Origin of the sequence: Dyella thailandensis, assembly GCF_050749815.1 — a bacterium.
Lineage (GTDB): Bacteria > Pseudomonadota > Gammaproteobacteria > Xanthomonadales > Rhodanobacteraceae > Dyella_A.
Genome location: NZ_CP192735.1, coordinates 432,019 through 450,880, shown reverse-complemented (window position 1 = coordinate 450,880; position 18,862 = coordinate 432,019). Strand labels below are relative to the sequence as shown.

Below are 18,862 nucleotides of genomic sequence, written 5' to 3'. Positions count from 1 at the left end.
GCGTAGCTTGCGCAAGCAAGCGAAGTCGAAGCGCCGGCGCCGCGATGCTCCAGCCATCCGGCATCGAGCGTCAACCTCGCAGACATTGGGATGCGTCCTAGCGCAGCAATCGCCGACGCGGCTTGATCGGAAAGCGCCCGCGCCAGTACTGGATCAGCAGCCAGCCACCGAGCATGCCGCCCAGGTGCGCGAAGTGCGCCACCCCCGGCATCCAGCCGAACACGCCCGAGAGCAGTTCCAGCCCGCCGTAGAGGATCACGAACAACCACGCCGGCATCGGGATCGGCAGCAGGATGAAGTACACCTTCTCGTGCGGATACATCATGCCGAACGCCAGCAGCAGGCCGAAGATCGCGCCCGACGCGCCCACCGTGGGGGTCTCGAAGTCGTGCAGGAACCAGCGCAGCACCACCAGTTGCAGCAGCGAGGCCACCACCAGGCAGGTGAAGTAGTAGATGGTGTAGTGCCGCGCGCCGAACAGCCGCTCGATCTGCCCGCCGAACATGTACAGCGCCAGCATGTTGAAGGCGATGTGCGCAACGCCGCCGTGCATGAAACCGTTAGTGACGATCTGCCACGGCTCGAACAGCCCGCTGCCCAGCGGCCACAGCGCCAGCCAGCCGATCAGGCCCGGCATCACCTGCTGCAGCAGGAACACCGCCACGTTGGCGATCAGCAGATTGCGGGTGACGGGCGGAAGCGAGATCGGCATGGGGTTTCCTTGGGGCTGCAGACGGCAGCGGCATCACAGACCGCGCGCCGCCCAGTCGGTTCGCCAACGGGTAGCACCACGATCCACCGTAGGAGCCCGCTCGCGGGCGATGCTCTCGCTCCTGATCCACATCAAAGCCAAGAGCATCGCCCGCGAGCGGGCTCCTACACACATTCGGGGGTCAGGCGGCCAGGGGCGTGGGTTGCAGGATCTCGATCCAGTAGCCGTCGGGATCCTTGATGAAGGCGATGTGCTTCATGCGGCCATCGGCCAGGCGCTTCTGGAACGGCACGCCAAGCGCCTCGAAGCGCGCACAGGCCGCATGCACGTCCGGCACCGTCACGCACAGGTGCCCGAAGCCGCGCGGCTCGCTGTTGCCGTCGTGGTAATGAAAATCCGCCTGCCGCTCGGTGCCGTGGTTGTAGGTGAGCTCCAACACGCCGGGCTGGCCCAGCACCCACTGCAAGCGCGCGGCATCGTCTTCGGGGATCGCCGCGCGATCAGCGCGTAGCACGAGGTAGTAGATGGTGAAGGCAGCCTCGGCGAACTCCTGCCGATGCACCGGCGTGAAACCGAGCACGCGCGTGTAGAAATCCAGCGAGGCGGCGATGTCCTTGACGCGGATCATCGTGTGGTTGAACACGTAGCCGTGGGTGACGGCCTCGGGCTCGGCGGTGACGCCGGGCAGGTTCAGCAACGGGGCAAGCGACATGGACACTCCGGAAAACACAGCGATACAGCCGCTGGACATGGGGCCACCGCTCGCCACGCGCAACCGGCTGCGGCATGTCGTACGCGGGGCCGGCGGGCAAAAAAAGGCCGCCTTGCGGCGGCCGTGTCGGATATCGATGGATCGCCGGTTCAGCCCTTGCCGGGCACCGGGTCGATCTGCGCAATGCCTTCGGGCCGCTTGGCACCGGCGAAATGGCGCGCCCAGTAGGCGTCGGCCAGGTTGTCCACGCGCACGGTCTGACCACGCGAGGGCGAATGAATGAACCGGCCGTTGTCGATGTAGATGCCCACGTGCGAGATGCGCCCGCGACGCCCGGCGGTGCGGAAGAACACCAGGTCGCCCGGCTGCATGTCCTTGCGGTTGACCTTGAGGCCGGCCAGGAACTGCGCGGCCGAGTTGGACGGCAGGTGCAGGCCGACCGCGTGGGCGAACACGTAGCGCACAAAGCCGCTGCAGTCGAAGCCGGTGGACGGATCGCGCCCGCCGCGCACGTAGCGGATGTGGCGCAGGGTCATCGCCAGATCGATCAGGGTCTTGCGCAGGTCGGTGACCGCATCCACCGGGGTCGACTGCGCCGCGGACTGCAGCAGCGCCGACGGGTTGGCCGGCAACACCGACTGCGCCAGGCGGGCGGCCGGATTCACCAGCGGGATGGCGTCGGCAAGCGGAGCGGCCACGGTGTTCATCGGCAGCTGGGCAACCGGGGCTTCGTCGGCCTGCAGCGGGGCGGCAAACACGGCGATGGCCAGCGCGGCCAGCGCGGTCAATGACTTCAGTGGCATGCGGGACGAACTCCCCTCACGAGCTGACGGACTTGCAGAACCCCGCGCCAGCACTCCGGCACCAGGACAACCCCGCGAAACTATCAAAGCGGCCTGATGTGTTTGTTGGATCAAGGTTAAGTGAACCCTGTCGACCACAAATGCGCCTTGGAGCTGTTCAGCCCGGCACACCGCCGCCGTGATTCAGTTCACGCTTACCTGCCGGGCTCCGAAGATCGCGCTGCCGATGCGCACCTCGGTCGCGCCCTCGGCAATGGCCAGGGCGAAATCGCCGCTCATGCCCATCGATAGCCGCGGCAGCGCGTGGCCCTCGGCGGCCATGGCATCACGCAGTTCGCGCAGCTGGCGAAAGCAGCGGCGCACCTCGGCGGTGTCGTCGGTGTGCGTGGCAATGGTCATCAGGCCGCGCACGCGCAACGTGTCGAAGCGGCGCAGGTCGGCCAGCAGGGCGGGCAGTTCCGCCGGAGCGATGCCGTGCTTGGTCTCCTCCGGCGAGGTCTTCACCTGCACCAGCGCATCGATGGCGCGGCCCTCGATCTGCAGACGGTGATCCAGCGCCTCGGCCAGCTCGATTCGGTCCAGCGTCTGCACCTCGTGCGCGAGACGCGCCACGTCCTTGGCCTTGTTGGTCTGCAGCGGGCCGATGATCACCCACTCGATGACGCAGTCGGCGAGCTGCGGCGCCTTTTCGCGCACTTCCTGCACGCGGTTCTCGCCGAAACGGTGCAAGCCGAGGCCTGCGGCTGCGCGCACCACGTCCGCGCCAAAGGTCTTGCTGACCGGAAGGATGGCGACCTCGGACGGATCGCGCCCGGCGTCGCGGCAGGCCTGCGCCACGCGCTCGCGCACGGCAGTCCAGTTGGCACTGAGATAGGAGTAGTCCATGGATACGCGGCTCTTCGAGCCGGCCTCCTCTCCCCGACGGGGAGAGGAGGCCGAAGGCTCAGCCCTTGGCGCCCTGCGCGTAATGCTTGGCCACCACCTCGGCCACCACCATCGACACCTTCTTGCCGGTGGGGATGTGCAGGAACTCGTTCGGGCCGTGCGCGTTGGAGTGCGGACCGAGCACGCCGGTGATCAGGAACTGCGCCTGCGGGAATTTCTCGCCCAGCATGCCCATGAACGGAATCGAGCCACCTTCGCCCATGTAAGCGGCCGGCGCACCGAAGTAGTGCTCGGACGCCTCCTTCACCGCCTCGGCCAGCCACGGCGAGAGCTGCGGCGCGTTCCAACCGCTGCCGTCCTTCTCCACCTTGAAGCTGACCTTCGCGCCGTACGGCGGATCCTTCTCCAGCAGCTGCTTGACGAAGTCCCCGGCCTTCGAGCCGTTGAGAGTGGGCGGCACGCGCAGGCTGAGCTTTACCGCGGTCTTCGGACGCAGCACGTTGCCGGCGCTCTCCAGCGGCGGCATGCCGTCCACGCCGGTGACCGCGAGCTGCGGGCGCCAGGTGCGGTTGAGCACCAGCTCGACCAGATCCTCGGTCACCGGCTGCATGCCCTTCACGAACGGGAACTTGTCGTAGATCGCCGTACCCAGCACTTCGGTGGACGCCTTGGCCTGCGCGATGCGCTCGGCCGGGATGTCCACATACAGATCCTTCGGCACGATCTTGCCGGTGGCCGGATCCTCCAGCCGCGACAGCAGCTCGCGCAGGATGCGGAAGCTCGACGGCACCACGCCGGACGCATCGCCGGAGTGCACGCCTTCGTCCAGCACCTGCACGGTGAGCTCGCCGCCGGTCATGCCGCGCAGCGAGGTGGTGAGCCACAGCTGGTCGTAGTTGCCGCAGCCCGAATCCAGGCAGACCACCAGCGACGGGTTGCCGATGCGTTCGGCCAGGTGGTCCACGTAATACGGCAGGTCGTAGCTGCCGGACTCCTCGCACGCCTCGATGAGGATCACGCAGCGGCTGTGCGCGATGCCCTGCTCGCGCAGTGCCAGCAGCGCGGCGAGCGAACCGAAGATCGCGTAGCCGTCGTCGGCGCCACCGCGGCCGTACAGCTTGTCTCCCTTGATCACCGGCTTCCACGGGCCGAGGTCGTCGGCCCAGCCGGTCATCTCCGGCTGCTTGTCCAGGTGACCGTAGAGCACCACGGTGTCGTCGCCCTCGCCGGGCACCTCGATGTAGATCAGCGGCGTGCGCCCTTCCAGCCGCACCACCTCCAGCGTGGCGCCGGGGAACGCGGCCAGCTTGCCGCGGGCCCAGTTCGACATCAGCTCGACGGCCTGGTCCATGTAGCCGTGGGCGACCCAGTCCTTGTCGAACATCGGCGACTTGTTGGGAATGCGGATGTACTCCACCAGCTGCGGCACGATCTCGTCGTCCCACAGGCCGCTGACGAACCGGGAAAGGCGGGTGGTATCCATCGGCAACTCCAGAGCAATAGCAAAGAGCGGCATTGTATCAGCGCCCTCAACGCCCCCTGCCCGCACTGACGCCGCAGTCAGCGCAGGCGCACAGGCCCGCCGGGCCGGACGGCAGGTGGTGCACGGCCTGCACCGGCATCCTCCAGGCGACCGGCGCGGGCACAGTGGCCGCGCCAATCACGGCTCCAGTCATGCATCACGGAGGATCGCCATGCTTCGTTCCCTGTTCGCCGCTGCGCTCGCGCTGGCCCTTGCCCTGCCCGCCTTCGCTGCCACCCCCATCAACATCAACAAGGCCGATGCGGCCGCCATCGCCAGTTCGCTCGACGGCGTGGGCGAAGCCAAGGCCAAGGCGATCGTCGCCTGGCGCGACGCGCACGGACCGTTCAAGACGCTGGATGACCTGGCCCAGGTCAAGGGCATGGGCCCGGCCACGCTCAAGCGCAACAGTGACGCCATCCAGTTCAGCGGCAACGCCGCCGGCGCACCGGCCAAGGCGCCCAAGGCCGCAAAAGCCAAGAGCAAGGCCAAGGCCAGCGCCAAGTAATCCCCCCGAGGACTCTCCAGCCCAGGGATGGGGCGGCGTTGCGGGCGCCTGATCGCCCGCAACGCTTGCGCTACACTCCGGCGCGCCCGATCCGGGCCCAGCTCGCCGCATCCACCATGATTCTTCCGCGTTACCGCATCGCCGCGTCCACCATCGGCGGCGCCGGCCAGGGCCTGTTCCTCGACGAGGCGGTGCGCGCCGGCAGCATCATCACGGCCCCGGACGCGATCGAGCGCACCTGGCGGCATGACGAATTGGCCAACTCGCCGGAACTGGCGCCCCTGCGCTACGCCAGCGCGCGCTGGTTCGAAGATCGCTACACCGTCTCGCCCGACTGGCCGGACGAGTGCTACGTCAACCACAGCTTTTCGCCCACCGGCCTGTGGCACCTGGGCTTCATCTTCGCGCTGACCGACCTTGCCGCAGGCGCCGAGGTCACGGTGGACTACCGCCACCTGCTGCCGCCCGGCGAGGCGGAGGATTTTGTCGATTCGGCCACCGGTGAGACAATCGTAGGCTTCGCCTGGGAGGACGCCCTGGCCTCAAGTACCCTCGCGCTCAGCCGATTGCTGGATAGCCGTCGCTGACAACCGAATGGCCATGTCCGACATTCCCACCATCGAAACCGCCCGCCTGCGCCTCACCGCGCTCACCGAGCGGCACTTCAACGACTACGCCGCGATGCTGGCCGACCCGGACAGCACCCGCTGGATCGGCGACGGCCAGCCGCTGGACCGCACCAACGCCTGGCGCTCGCTGGCCATGCTGCTCGGTCACTGGCAGCTGCGCGGCTGTGGCATGTGGGCGCTGGAGCTCAAGGGCACCGGCGAATTCATCGGCCGCGCCGGCCTGATGTTTCCCGAAGGCTGGCCGGGGCTGGAGCTGGGCTGGATGCTCAAGCCCGAACACCGTCACCACGGTTACGCCACCGAGGCCGGAGCCGCGGTGCTGGACTTCGCCTGGCACACCCTGCACGCGCAACGCGTGATCAGCCTGGTGCGCATCGGCAACGAGGCCTCCGACCGCGTGGCCGAGCGCCTCGGCGGCGAGCACGTCGAGAACATGGACTTCTACGGCTGCAACACCCACGTGTTCGCCTACTACCCGCCGATCCGCGAGCCGCGCCGCGCCTGGGCATGAACGTCGGGCCGATCCCGGTCGAAACATGGCCCGACGGCCCGCCATTCAGCGGCGATGGGGCGATGCAGCCCCTCAGCGGTACGCTCTCCGGCGCCGCGCCGCAGACGCCCGATGACTGGCACTGGCAACTCGCCCTGCACGCGCTGGAAACCGGCGCCGAATGGCCCGCGGACTTCACGCAGGCAACCCAGCTCACGGCGCTCGATGCGCCGTTGAACGTGCATCAGGCCGACGGTCAGATGCGGGTGCTTCTGCGCCTGCAGGTGGCACACCTGGCCGCAGCTGAGCGCGCGCACGCGGTGGAGCCCACCCGCGTGGTCAGCCTGCGCCGACGTGCCGGGGTTGGCGCCGAGCTCATCGCGCGGCCGCTGCAAGGCCCGATGCTGATTCCCGCAGGAGCCCGCTGGTTGGCATGGCTGCTGGCCGGACGCGCCGAACTGCAAGGCAGCGACGCCCGCTGGCCGCTGCCAGTCGATCGACCGATGTGGTTGCCCCACGTACCGGGCCGGCGCTGGCGTCTGGATGGCGGTGGCGAGGTGCTGCTGCTGCGCATCGACGAGGCCGGCGAACCCACCGCGACGCTGGATATTCGCAACTGACGGCGACGCCGGCGCAGGACGCCGGCATCGTCGTGATCGGCCTCAAAGCGCCGGCGGCAGGCCTCCGCCGCGGCGCGAAGGCACCAGCGATCCGGCCACCCGGGCCAGCGTGAACACGCGCGCGGCGTGCATCCAGCCGGTCACCGCCACGGCCAGCTGGCTGATCAGCAAGGCCAGCACGAAACCGCCTACGCCCAGCGCCGGCGTGCGCACCCGCCACATGCCCAAGGCCAGCGCGATGGCCAAGCCGATCGCGCTGATCACCACGTAGCTAAGCAGCGTGCTCAGCGGACGACGCAGCAACTGCATCACGCCGCGCCCCAGGGCGCGCGTGGCCGAGCGCAGGCCCACGTCGGCGACGAACGCTGCGCGCGCGGACTCCACCACCGACTGCGCCAGCACGAACACCACGCCCAGCACCCACAGCGCGGCGTGCTGCGCCGCCTGCGCCTGCGATTCCAGCGTGGCCGCTTCGGCGTGCTTGCGCGCCACCGACATCGCCATGCCGGCCACGCCGAACATCACCGCGTACGGCAACAGCGACCACAGCATCAGCCGGAACATCCGTCCATACTCGATCAGGCCGCTCTGCAGCAGATGGCCAAACCCCAGCGCGCGACCGGCGCGGCCGGCCGCCACCACCATCCCGTGCAGCAGCGGCAGCAGCACCACGGTGACCACCAGACCGGCGATGCCGGCCCCGCTCAGCCAGCCGCTGTTCTGACCCAGCTGCATCATCACGTCGCCAAACATCATGGCGTGGAACGACTGCGCCCACGCCGCGGCGTGTACGGAGTGATCGAGCAGGCCACCGAGCGACTTCCACAGCGGCAGGCTGACCACCGCCGTGGGCAACAGCAGCAGCACCACCCACAGCAGCAGCAGTCGCCACTGCATGGCGGCGAACGGAGCGGTCACGAGCGAGCCGAGGTCCACCCGGCGCGAATTCATCCTGGCCATCAGAGGGTCCCCAGCAAGGAGTAGAGGTTCTGCAGCAACGCGGCGGCATCGGCCGCCCAGCGGCGGGCGGCGCTGCCGTCCGGCTTGCTGGCGTAGCTGTCGTTGAGTTTGTTCGCGTCCAGGTAAACCGTCTGCGCCGGGTCGAGCTCGGCGGACACCACCTTGGACGGTTTGGTCACCACGAAGCGCACCCAGCGGCGGGCGTCGTTCCAGCGCAGATCCTCGTGACTGCCGTCGGCATAGGTGAGGCGCAGCGTCTGCGGCGCGCCGGCGCCGTAACGGCGCACCGTGACGGTGCTGCGCCAGGGGAACGGACCCTCACCGGGCTTGGCCTTGGGGTGCGCCTTCTTCCAGTCGGAGCGCTGCTTGTCGAGTTGCTTGTCCAGTGTCGCCGCGTCGGTCTCGGTGCGCTGGCCGTTGGCCAGCATCGTGCCGGCGAGCGGCGTCACCTCCTCGGTGTCGATCGCGGTGACCGCGTCATCCACCCAGGCGGTGCCGTAGGCCACCTGGTCGAACACCTGGTTGACCACGTCGGGCTTGCCGGAGACGTCGATCAGTGTGGCGCGCAGGTCGGCCACCGACGGATGACGGAAGTGCCAGCGCCGGTAGTACTCGCGGAAGGCCTTCTCCATCACGTCCTTGCCCAGCCGCTCTTCCAGGTCGTGCATCGCCGTGGCGGTGCGCGAATACACCGTGCCGTAGCTGGACGAGGACAGGCGATCCCACGCGTTCTCGCCGATCGGATCGGCCGGCTGGCGCAGGCCGGCGGTGAGACGCTCCTGGGTAAAGCCGTCCATCGAGGGCGTCACGCCCAGCCAGTTCATGAGCGGCGTGGACAGGTCGATGCCCTGCTTGCGCTCGCGCAGCATGCGCTGGTCCCAGTACTCGTTGAGGCCTTCATCCAGCATCGGCTCCTCGAACTCGTTCGAGGCGAGCAGGCCATAGAAATAGCCGTGGCCGAACTCGTGGATGGTCACGAAGTCGATCGCGTACTGGCTGATCGTGCCCGGGTCCACCTCGCTGTAGCCCTCGGCGGTGAAGAACGTGGGGTACTCCATGCCGCCGGCTTCGCTGGCGTTGTACGGCGGCACCACGGCGGTGAGCGTGCGGTACGGATACGCGCCCAGCGTCCGGGAGAAATAGCCCAGCGAATCGATGCTGGCCTTGAGCACCGGCTTGGCGCTGGCCTCGTACTCGGGCGGATAGATCACCCGCACCGCCACCTTCGGACTGCCGGGGCCTTCGTACGTGCCGTCCAGCGTCTTGTAGCCCTTGGCCGCGACCCAGGCGAAATCGTGCACGTCACCCTGCACGAAGTGGTAGGTGGTCTTGCCGCCCTCGCTCTGCGGCTGGCCCTGCAGCTCGCCCACTGCGCCGACGGTGTAGTCCGACGGCACCGTAAGCTTGACGTCGTACAGGCCGAAGTCCGCATAGAACTCGCTGTTGAAATGGAACTCGTGGCAGTTCCAGCGCACCTCGGTGGCGCCACGCTCGCCCGGCAGCTCCAGCACGCCGATCTTCGGGAACCACTGGCCGACCAGGTTGAAGTCGCCGAACCAGCCGGTGCGCTCCACCACCCGCGGCAGCTGGCTGAGGAAGTCGATATCCAGCGTCAGCGCGCCGCCCGCCGGTACCGGCTGGGCCAGGTCGATGCGTACCACGCTGCGGTCGGTCGCCGGGCCGTGGTCCGGCTGCACGAAGCTGTATTTCAGGTCGGTGTCGGCCTGGCGCACGCTGTTGAGGTCGATCCAGCCCCACTGCCCCTTCTTCAGGCTGGCGTTGCCGCGCGAGCGGCCGTGCGCGGTGAGCACCGCGCGCTCGGTGAAGAACGTGCTGCCCTCGTTGGCGAACGCGTTGAGGTACAGGTGCATGTAGATGCTGCGCACCTCGCGGTCGCTGCGGTTGCGCCACTGCAGTTGCTCCTTGCCGTGCACGGTGTGCTTGGCGGCGTCCAGCTCCGCGTCGATGCGGTAGCTGACCACGCGGTCCGACAGTGTTGCCTCGGTACCACTGCGCTCGCCGCCCCAGGCGCCGGGCGCGCTGGGCACGGACACCGCCGCGGCATCGGGCGCCGCCAGCGGAATCGGCGCGGCGGGCGGCGGCGCGGTGCTGGCAGCCGGTGCCGGCGCGGGTACCGCGGCCTGCTGCGCGGGCGCGCACAGCGGCCACAGCAGCAGGAACAGGGCGGGCAGCAGCCCGCCAGATCGCTTCGAAATCGCCATGACTCCCCCTGTGGACAGGCAATGCGCCAGACTGGAGCAAGCCCGGGACACCGGCAAGACCCCCTGCCAAAAGTCACGAAGGCGTCGTGAAAGGTGCAAGATGTTTCGATGCAACTTTGCCCGGATGGCGCCGGTCTGAGCGCGCTCCACCCGGCATCGGCTCCTTCCCTCCCCAACGCCCCGCCACCATGCGCATCCTGATCGCCGAAGACGACCCCGCCATCGCCGCCGCCATCACCGCCTCGCTGCGCCAGGGCGGCCATGCGGTCGACCACGTCACCAGCGGCGCGCAGGCCGACACCGCCCTGCGCGACGGTGCGCACGACCTGCTGGTGCTCGACCTGGGCCTGCCGGCACTGGACGGCAGCGAAGTGCTGCACCGCCTGCGCCAGCGCGGCTCCGGCGTGCCGGTGCTGGTGATCACCGCGCGCGAGGGCCTGAATGAGCGCGTGCGTGTGCTCGACCTGGGCGCCGACGATTACCTGGTCAAACCGTTCGCGCTGGCCGAGTTCGAGGCCCGCGTGCGCGCCCTGCTGCGCCGCTCCGCCAGCAAGGGCGCCACCGAGCTGCGCATCGGCCGCCTGCGGCTGGACGTGCCCGGCCACCGCGCCTGGGTGGACGAACAGCCGCTGGAACTCACCGCGCGCGAATTCGGCCTGCTCGAAGCGCTGGCCAGCCGCCCCGACCGCATCACCAACCGCGCCCAGCTGGTCGAGGCGCTGTGCAACTGGGACCAGGAGCTCACCGACAACGGCCTGGACATCGCCATCCACCGCCTGCGCCGCAAGCTGCACGGCAGCGGCGCCACCGTGCGCACCGTGCGCGGGCTCGGCTATCTGCTGGAGGAGAGCGCCGATGCGTGACGGCCGCATGCGTCGTCCCAGCCTGCGCCGGCGGCTGCTGCTGCTTCTGCTGCTGCCGATGCTGATCCTGCTCACGATCGACGCGGTGGTCACCTACGGTGTGGCGCTGAACTACTCCAACCGCGTGCATGATGCCGATCTCGCCGACGACGTCCGCACGCTGGCGCAGATGTTCCGCTCGGGCAAAGTCTCCGGCGACCTGCCAGCAGAGGCGCGCTTCCTGATCGAATACGACCCGGACAGCCACAACTACTACACGGTACGCAGCAGCCTGCGCGGGCTGCTCAGCGGCAACGGCACCTTCCCCGAACCGCCAGCTCCGGCTCCGGACGCGGCGCCGGAGCTGTTTTATTCGCGCCTGTCCGGGCGCACCCTGCGCGCCGCTTCGCTGAGCCTGCGCGCGCCCGACAACCCGGCCGACGTGCTCACCGTCACCATCGCCGAGACCTTGCACGACCGGCAGCAGCGCGCGCGCGAGATCCTGCTGCTGGCGGTGCCGATGCAGACCATCCTGATTCTGGGCGCGCTGTCGCTAATGTGGCTGGGCATCAACCGCGGACTGCGCATCCTCGAGCCGCTGACCGACCGCCTCGCCGCGCGCGAGCACGAGCTCGAACCGATCACCGGCGAGGACGTGCCGGTGGAGATCCTGCCGCTCACCCACACCATCGACGGCCTGTTCGAGCGGCTGCGCGCGGTGCTGTCGCTGCAGGAGCGCTTCATCGCCGACGCCGCGCACCAGCTGCGCACGCCGCTGGCGGGCCTGCGCCTGCACGTGGATCGCGCCCGCGCCGCGCACGATGCGGCCACCGTGCACGACGCGCTGGATCACATCGACCAGCTCACCCAGCGCACCGCCCGCACCTCCACCCAGCTGCTCGCGCTCACTCGCGCGCAGAGCCCGTGGACGGAGCGTTCGTCGCACGTGCCGGTGGACCTGGGGCGACAGATCCCGCAGGCCGTGGGCCAGCGCGTGCCCGAGGCGATCCGCGCCGACATCGACCTGGGCTACCACGGGCCGGATGGCCCGGTGTGGGTGCTCGGCGACGCGCCGGCGCTGCAGGAGCTGCTGGACAACCTCATCGACAACGCGCTGCGCTACGCCGGCCGCGGCGCGCGCGCCACCGTCACGCTGCTGCCGCTGCCCGACGGCGGCGTACTGCTGCAGGTGGAAGACAGCGGCCCCGGCGTCCCGGCCGAGGTGCTCGAACGCCTGGGCGAGCGCTTTTTCCGCGCACCCGATGCGCCGGCCGGCGGCACCGGACTGGGCCTGGCGATCGTGCAGCAGATCGCCCAGCAGCACGGCGCCCAGGTCGCCTTCGGCAACGCGCCGAACGGCGGCCTGCGGATCGGCGTGCAGTTCCCGGCGCCTGCGAAAAGTTGATGAAACCCTGGGCGTGGAAACTTTCGACATGACGCTGCCCTCCCCTCGCCTGTCCCGCACGCCCATGCTCCACGGCGACCGCTACGCCGACCACGCCGGCCTCGCTGCCGACCTCGCCCGGCAAGCCGCGGACCGGCACTGAAATGACTCCTTCAGGCGCCCGTGGCGCACGCGCAACGCTCGCCGGCGTGCTGGCCGCCCTGCTGCTGGGCGGCTGCAGCGGCATCGACATGCCCAAGCTGAATCCGCCCGTCCCAGCGCAGTGGCGCCACCCGGCCAATGCGGACGCGCCGCCGGCGGACCTGCGCGGCTGGTGGCACGCCTTCCACGATCCGGCGCTCGATGCGCTGGTCGACACCGCCCTCAAGGACAACCTCGACGTGGCGCAGGCCAAGGAACGGCTGCTCGCCGCCCGGGCCATGACCCGCAGCGCCGACGTCGCCTACCTGCCGCGCCTGCGCGCCAAGACCGAGGACGCGATCGACCCCGATGCCAGCGCCTCGTTCTTCGTCGCCGGCTTCGACGCCACCTGGGAGCTCAACCTGTTCGGCCGCGGCACCGCCACCCGCCGCCAGGCGCGTGGACAGCTCAATGGCAGCGCGGCCAGCCTGCAGCAGGTGCGCGTGACGCTGGTGGCCGAGGTGGTCCGCAACTGGCTGGAACTGCGCGCGGCGCAGCAGCGCGAGACCACGCTCACCGCCATCCGCGACGACCGCCACCGGCAATGGGAGCTGCTGCGCACCCGCGCGCGGCTGCAACTGGCTTCCGCGCGTTCGGTGGATGAGGCCGAGGCCGCGCTGGCCCAGGCCGACGCTGCGCTGGCCGAGCCGCGCGGCGCCGCCGACGCCGCGGCGCAGCAGCTGGCCGTGCTGCTCGGCCGCAATGAACCCGACCCGGCCTGGCTCGCCGCCGCTCCGCTGCCGGCGCTGGGCGACACCTCGCTCACCCAGGCGCCGGCCGACCTGCTGCGCAACCGCCCGGACATCGCCCACGCCGAGGCCGAGGTGCTCGCCGCCGCCGGCGACGCCGGCGTGGCCCGCGCCGACCTGTATCCGCGCATCGGCATCGGCGGTTCGCTGGTGTGGTCGACCAACCTCACCACGCACCGGCGCACGCGCGACAACGCGCTGCTCTCCGCCGGCCCGATGATCGACATCCCGCTGTTCGACTGGGGCGCCCGCGAAGCCGAGCTGCATGCCCGCAAGCACGACCTCAAGGCCAGCGTGTACGCCTACCGCCAGGCGGTGTTGCAGGGCGTGGCCGAAGTAGAAACCGCGCTGGGCCAGCTCGAACAGCAGCGCAAGCGCGAAGCGCGCACCGCCGATGCGCAGCGCGCGCTGAGCCGCGCCGCGCAGGCGGCCGATGTCCGCGTGCGGCTGCACCTTGCCTCACCGGCCGAAGCGCTCGACAGCCGGCTCGCACTGGCCCAATCGGCGATCGACCTGACCGACGCCACCGTAGCGCGCGACCTGGCCTTCGTCAGCCTGTACAAGGCGCTCGGCGGCGCACCGCTGCCGGACGCCGACAGCGACAGCAAAACCGCGGACGCACCCTGATGGTCGCGCTCGCCCGCAAGACCCTGATCTACGAATGGCGCCGGTTCCTGCCGGCGATCCTCGCGGTGGGTTTCGCCGGTCTGCTGCAGCTGCTGCAGGCCGCGCTGGTGCTGGGCATCTTCGGCAGTGCCAGCGTCTACATCACCGGTTCCACCGCCGATCTGTGGGTGGGCTATCCCGGCACGCAGAGCGTCAACCTCGGCCGCGCGATCGATCCGGACGTGGAAATGCGCCTGCGCATGGACCCGGACGTGACCCAGGTCGAACCGTTCCTGTGGATCGACGCCGACTGGCGCGGCGCGCATGACACCGGCGGCGAGTCGGTGTTCGTCTCCGGCATCGACCCACGCGCCGACGGCCTGATGTTCTCGCGCACCCTACCGCCCGCGCTGCGCGCGCGGCTGGCCGAGCCGGACGCGGTGATCGTCGACCGCGCCGACATCGACAAGCTCGGCGTGGCGATCGGCGACCACGCCGTGATCAACGGCCACCGCGTGCGCGTGGTCGGCGTGAGCAGCGGCCTGCGCGCGCTCGGCGGCGTCAACGTGGTCAGCTCGCTGGATACTGCGCGCCGGCTCGATACCGACCCCACCGACGCCGGCCGCCCCACCTACCTGGTCGCCGCGCTGCGCGATCCGGCCAGCGCTGACGCCGTGGCGGCCCGCCTACGTGGCGACCGCAGCTTCGGCCCGTACGACGTATGGACGGCCAAATCGTTCGCGCGTCGCTCGGTGCTGTACTGGATGCTCGACACCGGCGCCGGCGCCGGCGTGGTGTTCCTGGCCGGCATCGTGTTCCTGGTCGGCGCGGTGATCACCAGCCAGACGCTGATGGCCGCGGTGGCCGGCTCGGTGCGCGAGTACGCCACGCTCAATGCGCTGGGCGTGGGCGTGGTCAACCTGCGCTGGGTGGTGCTGGAACAGGCCTTCTGGGTGGGTGCGATCGGCCTGCTCGGCGCCACCGCGCTGGGCGTGCTGCTGCTGGAACTGGCGCGCAGCCAGGACGTACCGGTGGTGCTGAGCATCCCGATCACCCTGCTGTGCGTGGTGCTGGCGATGGCGCTCGCCGCCGTCTCCGGCCTGGTGGCGATGCGCAGCCTGCGCCGCGCCGATCCGGCGAGCCTGCTGCGATGAACGCGCTCGCCACGTCCCCCGCCGCCGGCCCGGCGCTGCATGCCGAGGGCATCGCCAAGGCGTTCGTCTCCGGCAAGGTGCGCACGCAGGTGCTCGACGGCCTGTCGCTGAGCATCGACGCGGGCGAACTCACCCTGATCTCCGGCCCCTCCGGCTGCGGCAAGAGCACCCTGCTGGCGATCCTGAGCGGCCTGCAGAAGGTGGACGCCGGGCGCGTCACCGCACTGGGCAGCGAGCTGGGCCAGCTCGACAGCCGCGCGCTGGAACGCTTCCGCCTGCTGCACACCGGCTTCGTGTTCCAGGGCTTCAACCTGTTTCCCGCGCTGAGCGCGCGCGAGCAGGTGGAGCTGCCGCTGCACTACCTCGGCCTGTCGCGCCAGCAGGCGCGCGAGCGCGCGGTGCAGTCGCTGGACGAAGTGGGCATGACCCCGCGCATGCAGCTGCGCCCGAGCGAACTGTCCGGCGGCGAAAAGCAGCGCGTGGCGATCGCCCGCGCGCTCGCCAAGCAGCCGGAACTGCTGTTTGCCGACGAGCCGACCAGCGCGCTCGACGCTGCCAACGGCCAGATGATCATCGACATCCTCCACCGCATCGCCCGCACCCACGGCACCACCGTGCTGTGCGTCAGCCACGATCCGCGACTGATCCGCCACGCCGACCGCGTGCTGGCAATGGAAGATGGCCGCATTCTCAGCGACCGGCGCCCCGCGCCGCCGGCCGCCATGGACACAGGAACCGCGTCATGAAACCGCTGCGCCTCGCCGCCCTCGTCGCCGCCCTGCTGCTGGCCGCCGGCTGCTCGCATGATTCGCCGCCGCCCGCCGCGACTTCCACCGCCGCCGCGTATGCCGCGGTGGCGCGCGGTCGGGTCGACGTGGAAGGCGGCCTGCTGGTGCTCGGCACGCCGCGCGACGGCACGCTCACCAGCGTGGCCGTGCACGAGGGCGACCGCGTGAGCAAGGGCCAGGTGCTGGCCACGCTCGATCCCGCGCCGGCCCAGCTGCAGTTGCAGGCGGCCGAGGCGGAGCTGGCCCAGGCCAAGGCGCAGCGCCAGCTGCTCGACGGCAAGCTGGCGGCCATGCGCGTGCAGGCCCAGCGTCTGGCCGACGCGGCCAAGGCCGGAGCGGGCGACGGCCAGAGCGCCGATGCGGCGGCGGCCAGCGCCAACGAACTGGTCGCCCAGCAGGCCGCCGCCGATGCGGCCGTGGCTATGGCCACGCAGAAGCGCGACGAGGCCCGTTACGAACTGGGCCTGCGCACGCTGCGCGCGCCGGTCGATGCGCGCGTGGTGCGCGTCGCCGCGCAGACCGGCGCCAGCGTGTCGACCACCGTCGGCGGCCCGCTGTTCACCCTGCTGCCACTCACCCCGCCGATCGTGCGCGCGGAGCTGAGCGAATCCTTCGTCGATGCGGTGAAGGTGGGCATGCCGGCCACGGTCAGCGCCGACGGCGGCGGCAACAGCACGCAGAACTGGCCGGCACACGTGCTGCGCATCGGCAGCGTGGTCGGCCCGTCCACGCTGGAAGACGACCCGCAACTGCGCGCCAACGCCCGCACCGTGACCTGCGTGCTGGCCTTCGACGCCACGCCTCCGGCCGACGTGCGCGTCGGCCAGCGGGTGCTGGTGCGATTCGGCACGCCGGCTGCGCCGGCCGCACCGCCGAAAGCTCGCTGACAAGAAATTGCGGTCACCTCTACTGCGTCATCCCCGCGAAAGCGGGGACCCACTGCCAAGAAGCGAAAATGGATCCCCGCTTTCGCGAGGATGACGAGCAAAAACTACGGGCTGCGACCAGGCCGCCCGCTTGAGCTATGGAAGCCAAGGCAACACCCACCGCCCCAGGATGTCCCGATGATCCAACCCACCGACTTCATGCTTGAAGGTGACCGCCGCGGCGTGCTGCTGATCCACGGCCTTACCGGCACGCCGATGGAGATGCGCCTGCTCGCCAAGGGCCTGAACAACGCCGGCTTTACCGTCTACGGCATGCAGCTGGCCGGCCATTGCGGCGACGTCGAGGACCTGCTCGCCACCGGCTGGCGCGACTGGTACGCCAGCGTAGAAGCCGCCGCCGACAAGCTCATGCAGCACGTGGACCACCTGTTCGTGGGCGGCCTGTCGATGGGCGCCCTGCTCTCGCTCAAGCTCGCCGCCGAACGTCCACAGCAGGTCGCCGGCGTGGGTGTATACGGCGCCACATTCCGCTACGACGGCTGGAGCATCCCGTGGACGGCGCGACTGTCGTTCCTGTTGCCGCTGGTGAAGAAACTCGGCCTGGGTCGCCACCGCGTGTTCGAGGAGCAGCACCCCTACGGCCTGCGCGACGAACGTCTGCGCAACCAGGTCGAGGCGGCCATGCGCTCGGGTGACAGCACCGTGGCCGGCCTGCTCGGCAACCCTTGGCACTCGCTGGCCGACCTGTATCAGCTGTCCACCCACGTGCGCGGCCTGCTGCCCCGGGTGACCTCGCCCTGCCTGGTCGCCCACGCCAGCGAGGATGACGTGGCCAGCGTGCGAAACGCCGAAGCGGTGCTGCGCGGCGTGAATGCCCCCACCGAGCTGCTGCTGCTCGAGGACAGCTATCACATGATCACCATCGACAAGGAACGCCGCACGCTGATCGAGCGCTCCGGGCGCTTCTTCGACGCGATCGTCGCCGGTCGCACCGCCGAACGCGCCGCGGCCTGAGTCGAGGGCCGACTGGTTGCTCCACCGTTCGCCCTGAGCGTAGGCGCGCAGCGCCGAAGTCGAAGGGCATCGCCGCAAGGCGCTTCGACTCCGCTTGCCGACGCAAGCTACGCTCAGCGCGAACGGTTCGTGGGGCCAAGGCTCGAGGCATCCGATGATGCGCTGAACTTCCGTCGCTGCGAGCGTCACCCTCGATGTTCGCCGCCATGTGATTGACCACCTCCACGAGACCTGCATGCCCCTGCTCACCATCATCCTGTGGCTGGCCAACGTGGTGCTCGACACCGGCGGCCAACTCGCCTTCAAGGCCGCCGCCGGCGACCGCGACGCGGGCGACGGGCTCGCCCGCTGGAAATACATGGCCGCGCGCCCGTGGCTGTGGATCGGCGTGGGCTGCTACGTGTTCGAGTTCCTGGTGTGGATCGCCTTCCTCTCGCTGCTGCCGCTGTCCGAGGGCGTGCTGCTGGGCTCGATCAACATCGTGGCGATCATGGTCGCCGGGCGATTCCTGTTCGGCGAAAAGCTCACCCGCCTGCGCGTGGCCGGCATCCTGCTGGTGAGCCTGGGCGTGGCGATCGTGGGAGCCGGCGCATGAGGCGTTTCTATCTGATCGGCTTCGCCCTGCTGATGGGCTTCGACACGCTCACGCAGATCTCCTTCAAGCTTGCCGGCAACCACGCCCTGCCGGTGGAAGCGAACCTCGCCTGGCTGCTGCGCCTGTTTGGCGAACCGTGGGTATATGGCGCGGTGCTCGGTTACCTGGGCGCGTTCTTCACCTGGATGAGCCTGCTCAAGCACGCGCCGATCGGCCCGGCCTTCGCCGCCTCGCACCTGGAGGTGATCAGCGTGATGGCGCTCTCCGTTTGGCTGTTCCACGAGCCGCTCACCGCCACCAAGCTGCTCGGTGCTGCCGCCATCCTCGCCGGCATCGTCTGTCTAGGCCTGGCCGAGCGCGAGGCCGCGCCTGTGAGTGCGCCGGAAGCACCATGAGTACGCATCCGCTACAAGAAGAGCTAATCCAATGCACGGCCGAATCATCCTTAGCCGTCATTCCGCGGCTCTCAACAGCCGAATGGCTGGTCAAGCAAGAATCCATTGCCCTCAAATCGACCGTGGATTCCCGCTTTCGCGGGAATGACGTCCTGATGTTGTTCTTTGGGATCTGACCCTGAGC

General features: G+C 69.7%; 22 protein-coding genes. 15 read left to right on the top strand and 7 right to left on the bottom strand.

The genetic code is table 11. From position 1 onward, the window contains the following. Nucleotides 1-97: 97 nt before the first annotated feature. From ACQVBX_RS02010 to ACQVBX_RS01990, 5 genes are all read right to left on the bottom strand, one after another. On the bottom strand, nt 98-712 hold the full coding sequence (locus ACQVBX_RS02010; RefSeq protein WP_431636235.1) for a rhomboid family intramembrane serine protease: 615 nt from the start codon (nt 710-712) through the stop codon (nt 98-100). A gap of 181 nt (nt 713-893) precedes the next feature. Then, on the bottom strand, nt 894-1,424 hold the full coding sequence (gene gloA / locus ACQVBX_RS02005) for a lactoylglutathione lyase (RefSeq protein WP_431636234.1): 531 nt from the start codon (nt 1,422-1,424) through the stop codon (nt 894-896). Nucleotides 1,425-1,573: 149 nt separating this feature from the next. After that, on the bottom strand, nt 1,574-2,227 hold the full coding sequence (locus tag ACQVBX_RS02000) for a C40 family peptidase (RefSeq protein ID WP_431636233.1): 654 nt from the start codon (nt 2,225-2,227) through the stop codon (nt 1,574-1,576). Nucleotides 2,228-2,410: 183 nt separating this feature from the next. After that, complete coding sequence (locus ACQVBX_RS01995) at nt 2,411-3,112, bottom strand: YggS family pyridoxal phosphate-dependent enzyme (RefSeq protein WP_431636232.1); 702 nt, start codon at nt 3,110-3,112, stop codon at nt 2,411-2,413. 58 nt (nt 3,113-3,170) lie between these two features. Then, a complete protein-coding gene (locus tag ACQVBX_RS01990) occupies nt 3,171-4,595 on the bottom strand; it encodes a M20 family metallopeptidase (RefSeq protein WP_431636231.1) in 1,425 nt (474 codons plus the stop codon). A gap of 211 nt (nt 4,596-4,806) precedes the next feature. Here ACQVBX_RS01990 and ACQVBX_RS01985 point away from each other — a divergent pair, with 211 nt between their 5' ends. The 4 genes from ACQVBX_RS01985 to ACQVBX_RS01970 all read left to right on the top strand — a co-directional run bounded on the left by ACQVBX_RS01985 (nt 4,807) and on the right by ACQVBX_RS01970 (nt 6,881). Continuing rightward, on the top strand, nt 4,807-5,142 hold the full coding sequence (locus tag ACQVBX_RS01985) for a ComEA family DNA-binding protein (RefSeq protein WP_431636230.1): 336 nt from the start codon (nt 4,807-4,809) through the stop codon (nt 5,140-5,142). Between the two features lie 116 nt (nt 5,143-5,258). Then, on the top strand, nt 5,259-5,729 hold the full coding sequence (locus ACQVBX_RS01980; protein ID WP_431636229.1) for an SET domain-containing protein-lysine N-methyltransferase: 471 nt from the start codon (nt 5,259-5,261) through the stop codon (nt 5,727-5,729). Between the two features lie 13 nt (nt 5,730-5,742). After that, nucleotides 5,743-6,282 (top strand): GNAT family N-acetyltransferase, encoded by a 540-nt coding sequence (locus ACQVBX_RS01975; RefSeq protein WP_431636228.1) that lies wholly within the window; start codon nt 5,743-5,745, stop codon nt 6,280-6,282. Next, complete coding sequence (locus ACQVBX_RS01970; RefSeq protein ID WP_431636227.1) at nt 6,279-6,881, top strand: hypothetical protein; 603 nt, start codon at nt 6,279-6,281, stop codon at nt 6,879-6,881. The genes ACQVBX_RS01975 and ACQVBX_RS01970 overlap by 4 nt, the downstream gene beginning before the upstream one ends. 42 nt (nt 6,882-6,923) lie before the next feature. Here the strand turns inward: ACQVBX_RS01970 and ACQVBX_RS01965 are convergent, their stop codons facing one another. After that, nucleotides 6,924-7,841 carry a hypothetical protein gene (locus ACQVBX_RS01965; RefSeq protein WP_431636226.1) on the bottom strand — a complete coding sequence of 306 codons (918 nt, stop codon included), beginning with the start codon at nt 7,839-7,841 and terminating at the stop codon, nt 6,924-6,926. Next, nucleotides 7,841-10,063 (bottom strand): M1 family metallopeptidase, encoded by a 2,223-nt coding sequence (locus tag ACQVBX_RS01960; RefSeq protein WP_431636225.1) that lies wholly within the window; start codon nt 10,061-10,063, stop codon nt 7,841-7,843. The genes ACQVBX_RS01965 and ACQVBX_RS01960 overlap by 1 nt, the downstream gene beginning before the upstream one ends. 188 nt (nt 10,064-10,251) lie before the next feature. On the opposite strand from ACQVBX_RS01960, the gene ACQVBX_RS01955 reads away from it, so the two are divergent. From ACQVBX_RS01955 to ACQVBX_RS01905, 11 genes are all read left to right on the top strand, one after another. Then, nucleotides 10,252-10,926, top strand: a complete 675-nt coding sequence (locus tag ACQVBX_RS01955) for a response regulator (RefSeq protein ID WP_431636224.1) — start codon at nt 10,252-10,254, stop codon at nt 10,924-10,926. After that, a complete protein-coding gene (locus ACQVBX_RS01950) occupies nt 10,919-12,310 on the top strand; it encodes a sensor histidine kinase N-terminal domain-containing protein (RefSeq protein ID WP_431636223.1) in 1,392 nt (463 codons plus the stop codon). The genes ACQVBX_RS01955 and ACQVBX_RS01950 overlap by 8 nt, the downstream gene beginning before the upstream one ends. A 13-nt stretch (nt 12,311-12,323) precedes the next feature. Then, entirely contained in the window at nt 12,324-12,452 is a 129-nt protein-coding gene (locus tag ACQVBX_RS01945; RefSeq protein WP_431636222.1) for a hypothetical protein, read from the top strand. Between the two features lies 1 nt (nt 12,453). Next, complete coding sequence (locus ACQVBX_RS01940; RefSeq protein WP_431636221.1) at nt 12,454-13,866, top strand: efflux transporter outer membrane subunit; 1,413 nt, start codon at nt 12,454-12,456, stop codon at nt 13,864-13,866. Further along, nucleotides 13,866-14,999 (top strand): ABC transporter permease, encoded by a 1,134-nt coding sequence (locus ACQVBX_RS01935; protein WP_431636220.1) that lies wholly within the window; start codon nt 13,866-13,868, stop codon nt 14,997-14,999. Before ACQVBX_RS01940 ends, ACQVBX_RS01935 begins: the two co-directional genes overlap by 1 nt. Then, nucleotides 14,996-15,745 carry an ABC transporter ATP-binding protein gene (locus tag ACQVBX_RS01930; protein WP_431636219.1) on the top strand — a complete coding sequence of 250 codons (750 nt, stop codon included), beginning with the start codon at nt 14,996-14,998 and terminating at the stop codon, nt 15,743-15,745. Before ACQVBX_RS01935 ends, ACQVBX_RS01930 begins: the two co-directional genes overlap by 4 nt. Next, nucleotides 15,742-16,674: an HlyD family secretion protein gene (locus tag ACQVBX_RS01925; RefSeq protein WP_431636218.1), complete on the top strand. Its 933-nt coding sequence runs from the start codon at nt 15,742-15,744 to the stop codon at nt 16,672-16,674. Before ACQVBX_RS01930 ends, ACQVBX_RS01925 begins: the two co-directional genes overlap by 4 nt. A gap of 177 nt (nt 16,675-16,851) precedes the next feature. Then, the gene (locus ACQVBX_RS01920; protein ID WP_431636217.1) at nt 16,852-17,688 is read left to right on the top strand and encodes an alpha/beta hydrolase; all 837 of its coding nucleotides are present in this window, start codon (nt 16,852-16,854) and stop codon (nt 17,686-17,688) included. Nucleotides 17,689-17,923: 235 nt separating this feature from the next. Next, entirely contained in the window at nt 17,924-18,283 is a 360-nt protein-coding gene (locus ACQVBX_RS01915; protein WP_431636216.1) for an EamA family transporter, read from the top strand. Next, nucleotides 18,280-18,678, top strand: coding sequence for a DMT family transporter (locus ACQVBX_RS01910; protein WP_431636215.1), 399 nt, complete (start codon nt 18,280-18,282; stop codon nt 18,676-18,678). Before ACQVBX_RS01915 ends, ACQVBX_RS01910 begins: the two co-directional genes overlap by 4 nt. Then, a complete protein-coding gene (locus ACQVBX_RS01905) occupies nt 18,675-18,854 on the top strand; it encodes a hypothetical protein (protein WP_431636214.1) in 180 nt (59 codons plus the stop codon). The genes ACQVBX_RS01910 and ACQVBX_RS01905 overlap by 4 nt, the downstream gene beginning before the upstream one ends. Nucleotides 18,855-18,862 lie beyond the last annotated feature (8 nt).

What these genes read in the sequence shown, in the direction of transcription:
- ACQVBX_RS01965 (WP_431636226.1), bottom strand. Translation starts at nt 7,841, where the DNA reads ATGGCCAGGATGAATTCGCGCCGGGTGGACCTCGGCTCGCTCGTGACC.
- ACQVBX_RS01975 (WP_431636228.1), top strand. Translation starts at nt 5,743, where the DNA reads ATGTCCGACATTCCCACCATCGAAACCGCCCGCCTGCGCCTCACCGCG.
- ACQVBX_RS01950 (WP_431636223.1), top strand. Translation starts at nt 10,919, where the DNA reads ATGCGTGACGGCCGCATGCGTCGTCCCAGCCTGCGCCGGCGGCTGCTG.
- ACQVBX_RS01980 (WP_431636229.1), top strand. Translation starts at nt 5,259, where the DNA reads ATGATTCTTCCGCGTTACCGCATCGCCGCGTCCACCATCGGCGGCGCC.
- ACQVBX_RS01970 (WP_431636227.1), top strand. Translation starts at nt 6,279, where the DNA reads ATGAACGTCGGGCCGATCCCGGTCGAAACATGGCCCGACGGCCCGCCA.
- ACQVBX_RS01925 (WP_431636218.1), top strand. Translation starts at nt 15,742, where the DNA reads ATGAAACCGCTGCGCCTCGCCGCCCTCGTCGCCGCCCTGCTGCTGGCC.
- gloA (WP_431636234.1), bottom strand. Translation starts at nt 1,424, where the DNA reads ATGTCGCTTGCCCCGTTGCTGAACCTGCCCGGCGTCACCGCCGAGCCC.
- ACQVBX_RS01960 (WP_431636225.1), bottom strand. Translation starts at nt 10,063, where the DNA reads ATGGCGATTTCGAAGCGATCTGGCGGGCTGCTGCCCGCCCTGTTCCTG.
- ACQVBX_RS01990 (WP_431636231.1), bottom strand. Translation starts at nt 4,595, where the DNA reads ATGGATACCACCCGCCTTTCCCGGTTCGTCAGCGGCCTGTGGGACGAC.
- ACQVBX_RS01985 (WP_431636230.1), top strand. Translation starts at nt 4,807, where the DNA reads ATGCTTCGTTCCCTGTTCGCCGCTGCGCTCGCGCTGGCCCTTGCCCTG.
- ACQVBX_RS01935 (WP_431636220.1), top strand. Translation starts at nt 13,866, where the DNA reads ATGGTCGCGCTCGCCCGCAAGACCCTGATCTACGAATGGCGCCGGTTC.
- ACQVBX_RS01940 (WP_431636221.1), top strand. Translation starts at nt 12,454, where the DNA reads ATGACTCCTTCAGGCGCCCGTGGCGCACGCGCAACGCTCGCCGGCGTG.
- ACQVBX_RS02010 (WP_431636235.1), bottom strand. Translation starts at nt 712, where the DNA reads ATGCCGATCTCGCTTCCGCCCGTCACCCGCAATCTGCTGATCGCCAAC.
- ACQVBX_RS01955 (WP_431636224.1), top strand. Translation starts at nt 10,252, where the DNA reads ATGCGCATCCTGATCGCCGAAGACGACCCCGCCATCGCCGCCGCCATC.
- ACQVBX_RS01915 (WP_431636216.1), top strand. Translation starts at nt 17,924, where the DNA reads ATGCCCCTGCTCACCATCATCCTGTGGCTGGCCAACGTGGTGCTCGAC.
- ACQVBX_RS01930 (WP_431636219.1), top strand. Translation starts at nt 14,996, where the DNA reads ATGAACGCGCTCGCCACGTCCCCCGCCGCCGGCCCGGCGCTGCATGCC.
- ACQVBX_RS01995 (WP_431636232.1), bottom strand. Translation starts at nt 3,112, where the DNA reads ATGGACTACTCCTATCTCAGTGCCAACTGGACTGCCGTGCGCGAGCGC.
- ACQVBX_RS01905 (WP_431636214.1), top strand. Translation starts at nt 18,675, where the DNA reads ATGAGTACGCATCCGCTACAAGAAGAGCTAATCCAATGCACGGCCGAA.
- ACQVBX_RS01920 (WP_431636217.1), top strand. Translation starts at nt 16,852, where the DNA reads ATGATCCAACCCACCGACTTCATGCTTGAAGGTGACCGCCGCGGCGTG.
- ACQVBX_RS02000 (WP_431636233.1), bottom strand. Translation starts at nt 2,227, where the DNA reads ATGCCACTGAAGTCATTGACCGCGCTGGCCGCGCTGGCCATCGCCGTG.
- ACQVBX_RS01910 (WP_431636215.1), top strand. Translation starts at nt 18,280, where the DNA reads ATGAGGCGTTTCTATCTGATCGGCTTCGCCCTGCTGATGGGCTTCGAC.